The sequence below is a fragment of the Rothia sp. HMSC061C12 genome (assembly GCF_001815755.1).
GTDB classification, from domain to species: domain Bacteria; phylum Actinomycetota; class Actinomycetes; order Actinomycetales; family Micrococcaceae; genus Rothia; species Rothia mucilaginosa.
Window position 1 is genome coordinate 1 of record NZ_KV821863.1, and the last position, 13,881, is coordinate 13,881.

At 59.5% G+C, this 13,881-nt stretch carries 16 protein-coding genes and 2 tRNA genes; 11 read left to right on the forward strand and 7 right to left on the reverse strand.

Annotated elements, in window-relative coordinates; all coding sequences use genetic code 11:
• Positions 1 to 161: 161 nt before the first annotated feature.
• The 4 genes from HMPREF3055_RS09220 to HMPREF3055_RS04170 all read left to right on the forward strand — a co-directional run bounded on the left by HMPREF3055_RS09220 (position 162) and on the right by HMPREF3055_RS04170 (position 2,235).
• The gene (locus HMPREF3055_RS09220) at positions 162 to 599 is read left to right on the forward strand and encodes a hypothetical protein (RefSeq protein WP_070674494.1); all 438 of its coding nucleotides are present in this window, start codon (positions 162 to 164) and stop codon (positions 597 to 599) included.
• A 320-nt stretch (positions 600 to 919) separates the two neighbouring features.
• Positions 920 to 1,201 carry a hypothetical protein gene (locus HMPREF3055_RS04160; protein WP_070738150.1) on the forward strand — a complete coding sequence of 94 codons (282 nt, stop codon included), beginning with the start codon at positions 920 to 922 and terminating at the stop codon, positions 1,199 to 1,201.
• 67 nt (positions 1,202 to 1,268) lie between these two features.
• The gene (locus HMPREF3055_RS04165; protein WP_070738152.1) at positions 1,269 to 1,712 is read left to right on the forward strand and encodes a hypothetical protein; all 444 of its coding nucleotides are present in this window, start codon (positions 1,269 to 1,271) and stop codon (positions 1,710 to 1,712) included.
• Between the two features lie 82 nt (positions 1,713 to 1,794).
• Positions 1,795 to 2,235 carry a hypothetical protein gene (locus HMPREF3055_RS04170; protein WP_070738155.1) on the forward strand — a complete coding sequence of 147 codons (441 nt, stop codon included), beginning with the start codon at positions 1,795 to 1,797 and terminating at the stop codon, positions 2,233 to 2,235.
• A 102-nt stretch (positions 2,236 to 2,337) separates the two neighbouring features.
• Here HMPREF3055_RS04170 and HMPREF3055_RS04175 read toward each other — a convergent pair.
• Positions 2,338 to 2,425: transfer RNA gene (locus HMPREF3055_RS04175), tRNA-Ser, on the reverse strand.
• A 125-nt stretch (positions 2,426 to 2,550) separates the two neighbouring features.
• Between HMPREF3055_RS04175 and HMPREF3055_RS04180 the strand changes: the two genes are divergently transcribed.
• From HMPREF3055_RS04180 to HMPREF3055_RS04190, 3 genes are all read left to right on the forward strand, one after another.
• Positions 2,551 to 3,561: an NAD(P)H-quinone oxidoreductase gene (locus HMPREF3055_RS04180; RefSeq protein WP_070738158.1), complete on the forward strand. Its 1,011-nt coding sequence runs from the start codon at positions 2,551 to 2,553 to the stop codon at positions 3,559 to 3,561.
• Positions 3,562 to 3,809: 248 nt separating this feature from the next.
• The gene (locus HMPREF3055_RS04185; RefSeq protein ID WP_070738161.1) at positions 3,810 to 4,349 is read left to right on the forward strand and encodes a dehydrogenase; all 540 of its coding nucleotides are present in this window, start codon (positions 3,810 to 3,812) and stop codon (positions 4,347 to 4,349) included.
• Positions 4,350 to 4,659: 310 nt separating this feature from the next.
• The gene (locus HMPREF3055_RS04190; protein ID WP_070738164.1) at positions 4,660 to 5,535 is read left to right on the forward strand and encodes an HpcH/HpaI aldolase/citrate lyase family protein; all 876 of its coding nucleotides are present in this window, start codon (positions 4,660 to 4,662) and stop codon (positions 5,533 to 5,535) included.
• 125 nt (positions 5,536 to 5,660) lie between these two features.
• Here the strand turns inward: HMPREF3055_RS04190 and HMPREF3055_RS04195 are convergent, their stop codons facing one another.
• Both HMPREF3055_RS04195 and HMPREF3055_RS04200 read right to left on the reverse strand, forming a co-directional pair.
• Complete coding sequence (locus HMPREF3055_RS04195; protein WP_070738167.1) at positions 5,661 to 5,927, reverse strand: hypothetical protein; 267 nt, start codon at positions 5,925 to 5,927, stop codon at positions 5,661 to 5,663.
• Positions 5,928 to 6,032: 105 nt separating this feature from the next.
• Positions 6,033 to 6,107 (reverse strand) — tRNA-Thr (locus HMPREF3055_RS04200).
• 322 nt (positions 6,108 to 6,429) lie between these two features.
• Between HMPREF3055_RS04200 and HMPREF3055_RS04205 the strand changes: the two genes are divergently transcribed.
• Positions 6,430 to 7,194: a DsbA family protein gene (locus HMPREF3055_RS04205; protein ID WP_049349922.1), complete on the forward strand. Its 765-nt coding sequence runs from the start codon at positions 6,430 to 6,432 to the stop codon at positions 7,192 to 7,194.
• Positions 7,194 to 7,982: a spermidine synthase gene (locus HMPREF3055_RS04210; protein WP_070738170.1), complete on the forward strand. Its 789-nt coding sequence runs from the start codon at positions 7,194 to 7,196 to the stop codon at positions 7,980 to 7,982. The genes HMPREF3055_RS04205 and HMPREF3055_RS04210 overlap by 1 nt, the downstream gene beginning before the upstream one ends.
• A 102-nt stretch (positions 7,983 to 8,084) precedes the next feature.
• Here the strand turns inward: HMPREF3055_RS04210 and HMPREF3055_RS09280 are convergent, their stop codons facing one another.
• The 3 genes from HMPREF3055_RS09280 to HMPREF3055_RS04220 form a co-directional block, all read right to left on the reverse strand.
• Entirely contained in the window at positions 8,085 to 8,237 is a 153-nt protein-coding gene (locus HMPREF3055_RS09280) for a putative permease (protein WP_012902815.1), read from the reverse strand.
• A gap of 3 nt (positions 8,238 to 8,240) precedes the next feature.
• Positions 8,241 to 9,059, reverse strand: a complete 819-nt coding sequence (locus HMPREF3055_RS04215) for an EamA family transporter (protein ID WP_141758471.1) — start codon at positions 9,057 to 9,059, stop codon at positions 8,241 to 8,243.
• A 197-nt stretch (positions 9,060 to 9,256) separates the two neighbouring features.
• On the reverse strand, positions 9,257 to 10,318 hold the full coding sequence (locus HMPREF3055_RS04220; RefSeq protein WP_070738173.1) for an EamA family transporter: 1,062 nt from the start codon (positions 10,316 to 10,318) through the stop codon (positions 9,257 to 9,259).
• A 272-nt stretch (positions 10,319 to 10,590) separates the two neighbouring features.
• Here HMPREF3055_RS04220 and HMPREF3055_RS04225 point away from each other — a divergent pair, with 272 nt between their 5' ends.
• Positions 10,591 to 11,472 carry a hypothetical protein gene (locus tag HMPREF3055_RS04225; RefSeq protein ID WP_049327021.1) on the forward strand — a complete coding sequence of 294 codons (882 nt, stop codon included), beginning with the start codon at positions 10,591 to 10,593 and terminating at the stop codon, positions 11,470 to 11,472.
• A gap of 118 nt (positions 11,473 to 11,590) precedes the next feature.
• Here the strand turns inward: HMPREF3055_RS04225 and purB are convergent, their stop codons facing one another.
• The gene (purB, locus tag HMPREF3055_RS04230; protein ID WP_070738176.1) at positions 11,591 to 13,024 is read right to left on the reverse strand and encodes an adenylosuccinate lyase; all 1,434 of its coding nucleotides are present in this window, start codon (positions 13,022 to 13,024) and stop codon (positions 11,591 to 11,593) included.
• Positions 13,025 to 13,275: 251 nt separating this feature from the next.
• Here purB and HMPREF3055_RS04235 point away from each other — a divergent pair, with 251 nt between their 5' ends.
• Complete coding sequence (locus tag HMPREF3055_RS04235) at positions 13,276 to 13,869, forward strand: ABC transporter substrate-binding protein (RefSeq protein ID WP_070738178.1); 594 nt, start codon at positions 13,276 to 13,278, stop codon at positions 13,867 to 13,869.
• The last annotated feature ends 12 nt before the right edge of the window (positions 13,870 to 13,881 follow it).

Here is a 13,881-nt window from a genome sequence, read left to right on the forward strand (position 1 = left end):
TCGTTGTCCAAGAAACGGGAGGCAGTTCATACGAGGAACGGGGCTTTGCCGTGTATATGCCGTATATCTCGTGGATTGGTCCTGACATGCTTGTTCCCGCGCGGGGGAAGGTCTAGGGTGGGTTTAGCATCTGTGTCGGTACGTGAAAGGTTGTGGATGCGATGTCGCAGCTACCCCAAAATAATGAAGTTTTTGATGACAATCCCGAATACGCCAAGCTCCACCCGGGAAATAACAATGGGCAATCCGCCCCGGGTAACCAACCACTACCTACACGTCAGTTTTACCCGAGCTACCCGAGGAATATTGTCGGACCTGTGGGCATCCTGGAAGAAGGGCGTAAGTTGGCTCAACGGTCATTGACCTTTGGCATCATCAGCGTGGTGCTTATCCTCTTGACGTTCTTGCTGCCCTACACCCTCCTCGGATCTTTTATTCTGGGCATCCTGGGAATCTTGTCTGCACGAGACGCGGAATGTCACGGCGTACCGGCAAAGGCGGGGCATATCCTCAGCTGGATTGGTGTGATTCTGCCCATCGCCCTATCAGTCCTGGCGGCTATTGCCCTGTTAATGCTCGTTTTCACCTTGAAAGGATAGTGTCGTAACCGGCTTAGGAAGTTTGGATAGCCGAGAGTCGAATTCATGGTCTTTCGTATGTGATATGTAAAGAGCCCTGTTCCTCAATGCGAGGAGCGGGGCTTTGCTGTGTATATGCCGTATATCTCGTGGATTGGTCCTGACATGCTTGTTCCCGCGCGGGGGAAGGTCTAGGGTGGGTTTAGCATCTGTGTCGGTACGTGAAAGGTTGTGATGCAACGATGCAGGATCCAATCCTAGGCCCGTATTCCGACCCAGCAGCTGGTCTGCGCTCGAAACCTCATCGCCACAAACAGGGTGCTGATATTGAAGAGCCCCCTATGATGCAGAGCGGTGGGAAAACAGCGACTAATCTAGGGGAACGAGCCTCCCAACTTTCACTCACTTTCGGTGTGCTCAGCCTCATCAACATCATGGTGTCGGGTCCGTGGTTTTTCGGTATCCCCACCATCATCTTAAGTGTCCTTGGTCTACATAAAGCTAAGGAAGCGGATAGTTACGGCGTAGTTTCTCTTGCGGGTCGAATCCTGAGCTGGATAGCTATCGCCAAGCTTGTCCTCGTGTACATACTGATTGTGTGGGCGTGGTTCAACGGCGAATAGGTTTTTGCGAAGCACCAGGCTGAGGTATTCAACTAACGCGTGTAGATCCTGAAAGGTTGTGGATGCGATGTCGCAGCTACCCCAAAATAATGAAGCCTTCGATTACAACCCCGAATACGCCAAGCTATACCAGGAAGATAACAACGAGCAGTCTAGCCCGGATACTTCTGACGAACAGCTACTACCCGCCAATGAGTCTCCGGGTGAGTTCTCAGATCAAGCGGCGGGTAAAAGAGCAGCGAACCTCTCCCTACTTTTTGGCTTCCTCAGCCCGCTGTCTTTCTTTCTAGGGTTCTGGTGTCTTGTCCAAGGTCTTGAAGAAAGTGCTCTGCAGGTAGCTATCCTTGCCCCAATCCTGAACATCCTGGGTATCTGGCAGGGATTCACAGCAAGGCGGCACGGTACGCGTGCCAGCGGTGGCCTGATCCTCAACGGGCTGGGGCTATGCATTTTCATCGGTATCGCCGCCCTCATCCTGCTGATTGCGCAAGCTTTGTCAGGCATCAACTAACGACGCTGGCTCGATGGTGAGCCCAGATGCTCTCCCGAGTCGCTAGACACTTAACACCCGGTATTGAAAGGTTGTGGATGCGATGTCGCAGCTACCCCAAAATAATGAAACCTTCGATAACAACCCCGAATACGCCAAGATCTACCAGGAAGATGACAGCGAGCAACCCGAGGTCGACGATACGGACGACTGGTCGCTACATGAAAGCGAGCTACCTCCCGACGTGCGGAGGGCACAAGCCGGTAAAAAGGCGGCGAACTTATCCCTCCTTTTCGGTGCCCTGGGCCTGCTGTTTCTCTTCCTGGGGATTTGGTTGTTTGCCGAGGAGCTTGAAAACGGTATAGTCCTGGCTATCGTTGCCCCATTACTGAGCATCTTGGGCATCTGGCAGGCGTTTGTGGCACGCCGGTACGGCAAGCACGCCTTCGGAGGTCTAATCCTCAGTGGGATAGGAATCGGCATTGTCATTGCTATTATCGCCCTCATCCTATTAATCTTGAACGCCTTGTCACACATCCACTAACGATGCTCCCGGTAACTCAAAATGGCGTATGCAAAGAGCCCCGTTCCTCAATACGAGGAACAGGGCTCTTTGCGCTCCACACGTGGAGCAGAAGCTATAACGCGGATGGTAAGGGATTTGAACCCTTGAGACGGGGTTACCGCCTACTGGTTTTCAAGACCAGCTCCTTCGGCCGCTCGGACAACCATCCATGCACTCCAGAGACCGGCATTTTATGGCAACACCGTGCCGCAGGGCACTAAGAGATTATCGCACGTTGTATGCTTTCTGTAAATCGCGCACCGACGATGGTGCTTCCGGCAATGAGGAGGACTCATGAGAGCAATTATCGAGAACAGTCACGGTGGACCTGAGGCTCTGACAATCACCAAAGTACCCGCCCCCGTGCCCCGCTCCCACGAAGTTCTCATCCGCGTTCACGCCGCCGGAATCAACCGCGCCGACGCCCTGCAACGCCGCGGATTCTACCCGCCGCCCGCCGGTGCGAGCGCCATCTACGGCCTCGAAGTAGCCGGCGTTATTGAGGCGGTCGGTGAGGGTGTCTCCGTGGAGAACCGCGGCACCCCCGTCATGGCGCTCCTCGCTGGAGGCGGCTACGCCGACTACGTGACCGTACCGGTCGACCACGTGCTGCCCGTACCCGAACAGCTGAGCTTCGCCGAAGCCGCCGGTATTCCCGAAGTCGCGGCAACCGTCTACTCGAACCTGGTGCTCACCTGCGGTATGAGCATGAACCCCGCCGAAAACCTCAAGGAAGACGGCGAACCCGCGGTAGTGCTCGTGCACGGCGGTACCGGCGGTATCGGTGTACACGCCATCCAGCTGGCGCTCGCCGTAGGTACCCGCGTGTTTGCAACCGTGAGAACTGAGGAAAAAGCAGAATATGTGCGCTCACTAGGTGCTGAACCGATTGTTTATACCGAACATTCGTTCCGTGAAGTTCTGCTGGCTGAAACTGGCGGACGCGGCGCTGACTACATCCTCGACGTCGTGGGCGGAAAGTACCTGGACGACAACCTGCACACCCTCGCCGACGGCGGTCACCTGTGCATTATCGGTCTGATGGGCGGCGCCAAAGCAGAAGTGAACCTGGGGTATATGCTCTCCCGCCGCCTGTCAGTGCACGCCACGAGCCTGCGCACCCGTTCGGACCGGCAGAAGGCTGAGATTCTGCGCGGTGTACGCGAACACGTGCTGCCTCTCATTGAATCCGGCAGGATTGGCGTGGGTCTGGATCGTATCTTCGACATGGAGGAGGCGGCTGCCGCCCACGAATACTTCGACTCGGGTCAGCATCGAGGCAAGATTGTGCTGCGCATGGTCTAGAAATCGCTACGCCCCCGCGGTGCTATTTTAGGCCGGTGCCATTTTAGGCTGGCACCGCGGGGATCGTCGCGTGAGCGGCGTGAAGAAAATCTGGGTTTGAAATAAACAGTTGACTGCTGACATCTCGTCACTAAAAGAGATTTAGGGTAACCTAAGTATAGGGAGGTTTGCGGGTCGCCGCAGAGCCCATCACCGGCAGCCTCCACCGATCAACAAGCACGGCACACACACCACGCAGAGGAGGGCACATGGGACTTAAAAGCTACCTGCAATCGCGCCGCGACGACGCCGAGCTCGGCAAAGGCATCTGGCGCCGATCCCACGACCGGTTCATTCGCGGTATCGACCGCTTCCACCAGGTCCTCGAACGCCTAGCGGCAACCGACTCATCCGACTCCATGATCGAGCTCATCGTGCCGGACGCAAACGCGCTCGCCGACCTCATCCCGCGCGTGCGTGCAGTCGCCATGGAAGCGCACCGCCTCGCCCCCAGCGACGGCGATATTCCCGCCTCCCCGTTCGGCACCTACTCCGACCTGAACCGCGCCCTCTCCAAGGCGGGCAACGCCGTGGCACTCTGCGCCGAAGCGCTCGCCATGGCACGTTGCTTCGGCAACTGTGCCACCGGATGCGACCGCCAGGTGAGCGTGCACCGCCGCGTGGAAACCGTCCTTCAGCACATTGAGGAAGCCGAACGCCTCATCCAGCGCGCCCAGAAGGAAGCAACCGGCGAGCTGACCTTCGACGATGGAATCCCCGTAGGCCGCACCGAACTCGTCGAAGCCTAACACCAATCGCGTGACCCGCCCGCAGCACCCACACCGGACGCTGCGGGCAGGCTCATTTAAACCGCCCACCGTGCCGCGTCCGCCAGATGAACACGGCCAATCTGAACGGTGACTAACAGGCGAGCTAGTTTGATGTGCACCTCAACAGGCGATACGCTTAAAGAAGGGGTGTAGGACACTTCTTATGCGGTTCCGTCACAATGGAGGTGACGACACAATGCGATGGTACGCGCGGAAGAACCGCAGGCTTTTTCCTGCCCCTCTACGGCACAACCCAATGCACAATAATTCACGGAAGAAGTCACACACCATGTTTGAATTCCACCGCAACGAGCGCGCACGTCAGCTGCGCCCCAGCCTCTCTCGTTCCTGGCTCCTCGTGCGCGCCAACTCCACCGAAGAAGTTTTTGAAGAGGCCTTCGAATCCGAGGCTGACTCCATCATCATCGACCTCGAAGACGGCTGCCCCGCTGAAGAGAAGGACGCAGCCCGCGAACAGGTCGTCCGTATGCTCAACTCCGGCGTCGTCGCATGGGTGCGAATCAACGCCATCACCACCGAACACTGGTGGAAGGACGTCAAGGCCCTCAAGAACGTGAAGGGTCTGCGAGGCGTCATGCTCGCCACCGCAGAGCACGCTACCGACATTGACCGTACCGCAGCCGAGCTGCCCCCCGGAACCCCCATCATCGCGCTGATCGAGTCTGCACTCGGTGTGCACCACTCCGTCGAAATTGCGCGCGCAATCGGCACTTTCCGCCTCGCATTCGGTGCAGGCGACTACCGCCGCGACACCGGCTCCTCCGCAACCCCCATGGCGCTCGCCTACGTGCGTTCGCAGCTGGTCATCGCCTCCACCCTGGGTGGTCTGCCCGGCCCCATCGACGGCCCGACCCTCGGCGCATACGGTGCTGACCTCTCCAAGGCATGCGGCTTCGCAAACGACCACGGCATGACCGGTAAGATCACCCTGGACATCCGCCAGGCTGAGACCATCAACGCAGCATTCTCCCCGAGCGAGCTCGAAATCGAAGAAGCACACCAGATGCTCGACGTGCCCCTCGACGGCCCCCGCGACGGCTCCTACCTGCCGCGTTACCTGCGTGCAAAGAAGGTCAAGGAACTCGCCAAGGTTTACGGCCTGTGGGGCAAGACCGACAGCGACTTCCAGCGTGCCTCCAAGTAAGGTGCTGGCGTAAAGTACACGTGTAAAAAGCCGCGCATCCGGCCCCTGAACGGGGAATCGGATGCGCGGCTTTTGTCTGCCTAAACCTCACGAGGCTACAGCCTGGCGGGCTGCCGGTCAGTAGCCTAGTTGCGAGGTGATTTGCCGCCCGTCAACGCATGAGCACACACATAGGACGTCACCAAAGAAATCACAATCGGCACCAGGAACGAGGTGTCATCTTCATACACGGAACGGTAGAAGAACCATACCGCCAGGGAAACCACCAGCGCCAGCACGTACACCAGCGCAAAACGCATCGTGGGGCTCATCGGGCGTGCAGAGCCCGTGGAGGCGCGGCCTGCCTGCGCACGGCCGCTCTGGCGCTTAGCGGATGCGGATCGAGAAGACATGAGAATCTCCTAAAGTTCGACGGTGACATCTTCGAGAAAACGGCATCTTTCAGATGCTAAAAACCGCCGCAACACACCGGAAACCGGCACGCGTTACGGCGGATGTGGAGCCCCCAGTGGGATTCGAACCCACGACCTTTTCTTTACGAGGGAAATGCTCTACCCCTGAGCTATAGAGGCGCATATGCTGCCGTTCTCAACTGCCAGAAAGCAACCGGCGAACAGTGCATACCCCGCAATAGTACCAAAAAGGCGGGGGAGAGGCTAATTACTTTCAACACCGGGCCCGCAGCTCAGGACAGGCGGTAGAGCGGCTATGGCGTGCACTGCATTCACCCCGCAAACCCGCCCGAAGATAGGGAAAGTTCAGGGCAGAGGCATACAATAAACCCAGTACCCACGGCGGCTGGCAGCACCTCACCGCGCCCAACAACCACTGGCACATCGACCACAGAGGTATCAACCACAGGCCAGCCCGCCACCCGTAGAGAGAGGAACCCCCATGACTTCACCCCTCAACCGTCGCACCCTGCTGCTGGGCGTAGTGCCCGCCGCCGCCCTGGGACTGAGCGCATGCGGTTCCAGCTCCTCCCAGCCTTCCGCATCGGCGTCTGCGAGCGGTTCGGCGAGCGCATCTGCAAGCACCGCCGCTACCTCGGCAAGTGCATCCGCGAGCGCTTCGGCATCCGCTGACCCTTCGGGTACTGCTTCGGCAACCGCCGATGACGGCTACGTCGGCTACCGCCTCAACCGCGAAGTACCCGGTGCAGGCACCGCAACCCTGTACACCGACTACCAGTGCCCCTACTGCGCCAAGGCAGAACCCAAGTTCGAAGAAGCCGCCAAGAAGCTTGACGGCATCATGAACGTGACTGTGCGCCACATGCCGCTGAACATGCACGCCAACGCCGTACCCGCCGCGCTCGCCGTAGAAGCCGCAACAGCTCAGGGTAAGCACGTCGAAATGGCGAACAAGCTCTTCAACACCCAGAACGACTGGAAGAACATCAAAGAACGCGATAAGCTGCGCACCCTCTTCAATGACTACGCCAAGGAACTGGGCCTGAACGTCGAAGAATTCGACAAGGTCCTACTCGCCTCCGACACCGTCAAGCCCATCCAGCGCGACTACGAGCACGCCGTCAAGATTGGTGTGAAGGGCACCCCCACCTTCGCCGTGAACGACAAGGTCGTTGAGGGCCTGGATTCGTCCTCCTCGGTGGATGACCTGGTCAGCACCTTCAAGCGTGAAGCTGGCGTGAAGTAGTGGCGCACATTCAGCTCTCCGGTGGTCAGCGCGCCGAAATTCACCCCGACGGGTTCAGCGACCACGGCCACGTCCTCGAAATCGGTGGTGCCGAGCAGTCCCACGTGGACGTACAGAACCCCGACTACGTGTTCTACGAGTACCTGCGCCGCATCGCAAACGCGGTGGATGCGCTCGCACCCGCCGGCGAACCCATCACCGCTGCACACCTGGGCGCCGGTGCGCTCACGCTCGTGCGCTATATTCAGGCGACCCGCCCCGGCTCCCGCCAGGTTGCCGTGGATATTGAACCCGAGCTCATGGGCTTCGTAACGGACCGCCTGCCGCTACCCGTCGGAACCGATTGCCAGCTGGTGGTCGGTGACGCCCGCGAGCAGCTGGCGAACCTGCCCGAACTGCTGGGCGTGCCCGGCTTCGACGCGATCATTCTCGACATCTTCACCGGCATGGACGCACCCGCCCACCTGGCGAACCGCGACTTCTACCGCGAACTCAAGGACGCCCTGAACGAGCGCGGCATGGTCGCCATCAACGTGGGCGATGACGCGGGTCTGCCCTTCTTCCAGCTGCAGGCAGCCGCCATGCTGGAAGTCTTCGACCGTGTGTGGTGCCTGTGCGAAAGTTCCATGATTAGCGGGCAGAACGAAGGCAACCTCGTGCTGGTTGGCACCGCCCGCGAGCTGGACGAGGACACCCAGGACCGGCTGTACGCGATGGGTCCGCATCCGGCGGAAGTGCTCACCACCGATGAGCTCCGCGACCTGCTGGACGAGCTGGCCGAGAGCTAAAACTGAAACATAAAACCGTTGAGGCGGGTACCAACCAGGTACCCGCCTCAACGGTTTTGTATATGGGTTTTCTCTATGCCGCGCGCCGGCAGAATCTTGGTTTTATTCGGGTAGCGGCACGGGAACGGGGTCCTCACCGTCATCCTTCTGTTTGGGGGAATCGCCCTTCGTGGTGGTCAGCGTAATACCCACACTCGCCGTCATCAGCAGACAGATTGCCACCCAACGAATCGGGCCGGTCTCCTGATCCAGCAACGCTCAACCGGCAATCGCCGCAATCGCCGGTTCCATGCTCATCAGCACACTAAACACCTGCTGCGGCAGGTTACGCAGAGCCATCAGCTCCGCGCTATAGGGAATCACCGAAGCGAACATCGCGGTACCAAAAATCATGAGGAGCAGCATCGGATCCTGCGCCGCATTCCACATCGGCTGAGGAGCCGGAACAACCGCTGCCACCGGGGCAATGAATGCGGCACCAACAAGCATCGCAACCGCCAGACCGCTCGCACCCGGAACCAGGGCACCCACCTTCGCGCTCGAGCGAATATACAGCGCCCAGAACACGCCAGCAATCAGCGCGAACGTCAGACCCAGGTAGTCGGTATCCTTGCCGACCGCCGCCTCGTAGCCGAGCACCAGCATGCCCGCCAGGGCGCAGAGCACCCATACCGCGTCGCGGAGCCTGCGCGTCAGCATAGACGCCAAAGCCAGCGGCCCCAAGAACTCCACCGCAACCGCCAAACCAATCGGGATGCGGTCAATCGCGCAATAGAAGAAGCCGTTCATCAGGCCGAACGTTATACCGAAAATGATGACGGCACGCCACTGCTCCTTCGACCACGACAACGCACCCGGCGGCATCGTTCCGCCACGACGGGCACGCCAACGAGCCGCCAACCACACGGCACTACCCACCACAATGGAAGCAATCGCCAGACGGCTGACGCTAATAGCTAGAGCACCAAACAGCGGGAAGAGCGTTACCGCGAACGCGGCACCGAACTGCAGTGACGAGCAGGACATCAGCACAAACATGACGCCCAGCGTGGGGCGTTGGGGTGCGGTATGCGACAAGGTTCTCCTTCCTGCGCCTCACAAGGCGGTACTTCTCCACGTGTGCACATGCTGTGCCACTACGGGGCAGAACGAACGCTCCAATAGCGCCGTTTAAAGAGCGCGCCCCCGGGCAACACGAGATACTATCCTACTCGTTACCCGGGGGTGCTAGAAGCCGTCGACACGGCTCAAACTCAGCGCTCAAACTCAGCCGGTTAGAGGCCCTTCGCCTCACGGTCAGCCTTAATCTGAGCGGCTGACGGGAGCGTAATGGAACTGGTTGCCATCTGTGCAATATCCACTGCGTGTGCATCCACAGCACCGGGGAGGTAACGATCGGGATCCTCCATAGTGCCCTCCTCCTGCGCCTTCTTCTGCGCACGAGCGTGAGAAATCGAAATACCGATACTCGCAGCCACCAGCAGAGCAATAGCAACCCAACGAACCAGGCCGGTCGCCTCACCAAGCATCACAATACCCACAGCCGCCGCAATCGCAGGCTCCAGGGACAGCACCACGCTATAAATATGCGCGGGCAGCAGACGCAGCGAAGAAACCTCACCCAACGCCGGCAGAGCAGAAGCCAACAGACCCATCAGGCAGCCAATAGCCAGCAGGTTCACATCCTGAGTGACCTTCAGCAGGTTATTGCCGCTAATAAGGAACGGGAACGGCAGAACCAGCAGAGTAGAGACAACGTTACCCATGACCATGCCGCCCATGCCCGGGATGAGTGCGCCCACCTTCTCAGTCGCCAGAATGTAGGCGGCACGAGAAACAGCGGTCAGGACCGAGAAAATCACACCCATCAGGGCGAAATCTTCAGGCTTCGCCTGGGACTCAGCCGTCAGAATCGCCATGCCCGTAAAGGACAGCGCAATCCACACCAAATCCAGCTTGCGGCGCGACATAACCGTCGCCAGAACCAGCGGACCCATGAACTCAATAGCCACCGCAATCGCCAGCGGAACCTGCTCAATCGCCACATAGAAGAAGGCATTCGCACCCGTCAGGGCGACACCGAGAACAATGACCGTCAGCCACTGTTGACGGGTCCACGAACGAATCTGCGGACGGAAGAACGCCCACAGCAGGATAGAAGAAGTCAACAGGCGCAGAGTCACCACGCCCCAAGGGCCCAAATCGCCCATCAGCTGCTTAGCAAGAGCCGCACCGAACTGCGCCGAAATAATCGCGCCGGTCGCGTACGCAACACCCAGCCCCTGAGTCGCCAGGGGAGAACGCGCAGCATTGGGCGTATGGGTGGAAGAAGTCATAGCAATCCTTATTAGTCCAGAAGAGGTGTCAGCCGCTATCTGTCATCAGGCGCAACCCGAATCGTCGTGAAACAGGTCACGCACTATGCAAACAATGAATAGTGTGTAATCTACGACAATTTTACGCGCTTTAAAATTGGGCGCAAATAGAGACCAAAACACCCTAACAACCCCTCAAAAACCTCCACGCCCTCGGTGAAATTTCACCCCCACACCCCACCACAACCCCTCATATCCAGGAAATATTCACCCAGCCGTGATTTACTGAGAGCATGCTTGACCCGAAGAAGTCTCTATTCGATGAAGACGGCAACCCCCGTCCCGCGCTAACCACCACCCTCGACAACGTACTGCGCATGCAACGACCGCTCGCGCTGTCCATCGTCAAAAAACTCCGTGAAGCGCACCCCGACGAAACCCCCGAACAAATCCACAAGCGCCTCGACCGCACCTACCTGCGCGACATCACCGCCATCGGCGGCGTCACCGGCGCATCCGCATTCGTGCCCGGCGTAGGTACCGTCACCTCCATGAGCCTGTCCGCGCTCGCAGTCGGCGGCTACCTCGAACGCACCGCCCTCTACGCCCAGGCAGTCGCAGAATTGCACGGCGTGCACGTACACGACGCCGAAACCGCCCGCTCCATGGTCATGGCAATCATGCTCGGTGACGAAGGCTCCCAGCTCATGAACACCGTGCTCCTGCAGACCGGCAAGGCAAGCGGCGTCTCCAACAAGTGGGGCATGCTGCTCGGCAACTCCTCCGGCGGCAAGATGTTCAGCGTCGAACGCACCATCCGCAATATGTTCATCCGCCGATTCCTGACCCGCCAGACCGGCGCACTGCTCGGCCGTGCCCTGCCCTTCGGCGTGGGTGCAGTCGTTGGTGGCGGCGCAAACCTGACCCTCGGTAAGGACGTCGTGCGCAACACCCGCCGTGCCTTCGGCGACGCACCCGCCTACTTCCCCGCAGAGCTCATGATTACCCCGCGCGCACCCCGCGTACAGGGTGGCGACGGCTCGGAAAGCTCCTCCGGCGTGGCTGGTGCCCTCCTCAAGGGCGTCAAGGACGCAGGAAAGGCGGCAGGCAAGGTTTTCACCCGCGGCAAGGGCCACGACACCGAAACCGGCCACCGCCGCATGCTCGGCCGCTAAACCCGCTGGTCATAAAACCAGAACATAAAAAGACCCAACACGCTAAAGACCCCGGATCCCTAAGTTAGGAATCCGGGGTCTTTAGTGTTTAGCTTTGTTGATTAGCGGGCGCTACAGGCTACGCGTTCTTCGCGTGATCCAGCAGCTGAGCCGCAATACCGTTGTAGGTGTGCGGAGTCAGAGCCGACAGGCGTGCCTCAGCCTCGGGGGAGAGACCCAGAGTAGCCACGAACTCCTTCAGACGAGCTGCATCCACGCGGTGCCCGCGAGTCAGCTCCTTTAGACGCTCGTACGGGTTCTCCATGCCGGGAACACCCGCGATAGCCTCAGCGCGCATCACCATCTGAATTGCCTCAGCCAGAACCTCCCAGTTGGAATCCAGATCAGCAGAAATCACGTCGGTCGCAATATCCAGACGCTGCAAGCCCTTCACCACGTTAGAGATAGCCAGCACCGAGTGGCCGAACGCCACACCAATATTGCGCTGCGCCGACGAGTCGGTCAGGTCACGCTGCCAACGAGAAGTCACCAGGGTCGAACCCAGCGAATCCAGCAGAGCGTTCGACAGCTCCAGGTTAGCCTCCGCATTCTCAAAACGAATCGGGTTCACCTTGTGCGGCATAGTGGACGAACCGGTCGCACCAGCCACCGGAATCTGACGGAAGAAACCAATCGAAATGTAGCTCCACACATCGGTGCAGAGGTTGTGCAGCACGCGGTTGAAGTGCGCGATATCCGAGTACAGCTCGGCCTGCCAGTCGTGCGACTCAATCTGAGTGGTCAGCGGGTTCCAAGTCAGACCCAGATGCTCCACAAAACCACGAGAAATCTTCTGCCAATCAGCGCTAGGCACCGATGCATAGTGAGCAGCGTAAGTGCCGGTCGCACCGTTAATCTTGCCCAGGAACTCGGTCGCCTTCACGTGCTTGACCTGGCGCTTCAGGCGGTAGGCGAGCACGCCCATCTCCTTGCCCAGGGTGGAGGGGGTTGCCGGCTGGCCGTGAGTGCGGCACAGCATCGGCACGTCGCGGCCGTCCTCAGCCAGATTCAGCAGAACCTCAATCAGCTCCTCAGCGGCGGGGATCCACACGTTCTCAACGGCGTCCTTGATACCCAGCGCGTAGGAGAGGTTGTTAATGTCTTCGGAGGTGCAGCCGAAGTGAACCAGCGGCACCAGGTGACCCAGGCCCAGGCCCTCCAGGCGGCGACCGATGTAGTACTCGACCGCCTTCACGTCGTGAACGGTGACTGCCTCAATCTCAGCCAGCTCCGCCACAGAATCAGCGTTGAAATCGGTCACGATGGCGCGCAGGCCCTTCTTCTGCTCCTCGCTCAGCGGGGACAGACCCGGCAGTACCTCGTGCTCGCACAGGTAAATGAACCACTCAACCTCAACGTGGATGCGGTCGCGGTTCAGCGCCGCCTCAGAGAGGTAGTTGGTCAGGGGTGCGGTCACGGAAGCGTAGCGTCCGTCCAGGGGGCCCAGTGCAAGTTCGCCGGTGCCCAGATCAATACGGCCAGAAGGCAGGATGGTGTTATTGGTGTGAGACATAACTCTATTTTTGCATGAATTCGCTGAAAAAAAGAGGCGGGAAGAGCATATGGACGTGACGGGCGGCTGGGTTAGTTGCAGAAATATGACAAAACGAGGGGGTACGGAGGGGGCATTTTTCGGATGATAAGGGGCAAAAACGTGCGAATTTTTCGAAACAAGCCGGAGTTATCCACAGGTTGGCGTATTCCACCTGCACGGTCACCGCGGCAGATTTAGCCTAAAACAAACCCGCCGTGAAAGGACACACTATGAGCACCCTCGTCGACACCACACCACCACCCGTACCCCAGCTGCCCCGCATCGAACCGACCGATATTCTCCGCGCAGCAGGACACATGGGCATCGGCACCGCCGCCGGCCACGCCCTCGCCGAACAGCTCATGGCGGCTGCCACCCTCGCCCGCGCCAAAGGGGCAGAACTCGCCCACAGGATGCGCACCGAAGCCCAAGAAATCCGCACCGCACACCAACGCGCCAACGAACTCAACGGCGACCACTGGGCATCCGAAGCCGGACGCGCCTACCGGCGACAACTCGAAGAACACCGCGAAAAAACCCGCCACCAAGCCGAACAAGCCGAAGGCACCGCCGCCATGATCGCCGCCGCCGGTGAAGAACTCGCCAACGACCTCACCTCCAAGGCGCAGGCAATCAAAGCCGCCGCCTCCGCCGTAGATAACCTACTCGGCAAACTCGCCGACGGTGCCGCCGACGCCCTCGAAAAACTCAACCCCGGCGAAATCATCGCCCGCTCAGGCGTGCAAAAAGCCCAGTCAACGCTGGATTCACTCATGCACGTGAGCCTGCCCGACGGGCTGAGCTCGCTCATCCGAACCCACTAACCCCACCCTAGG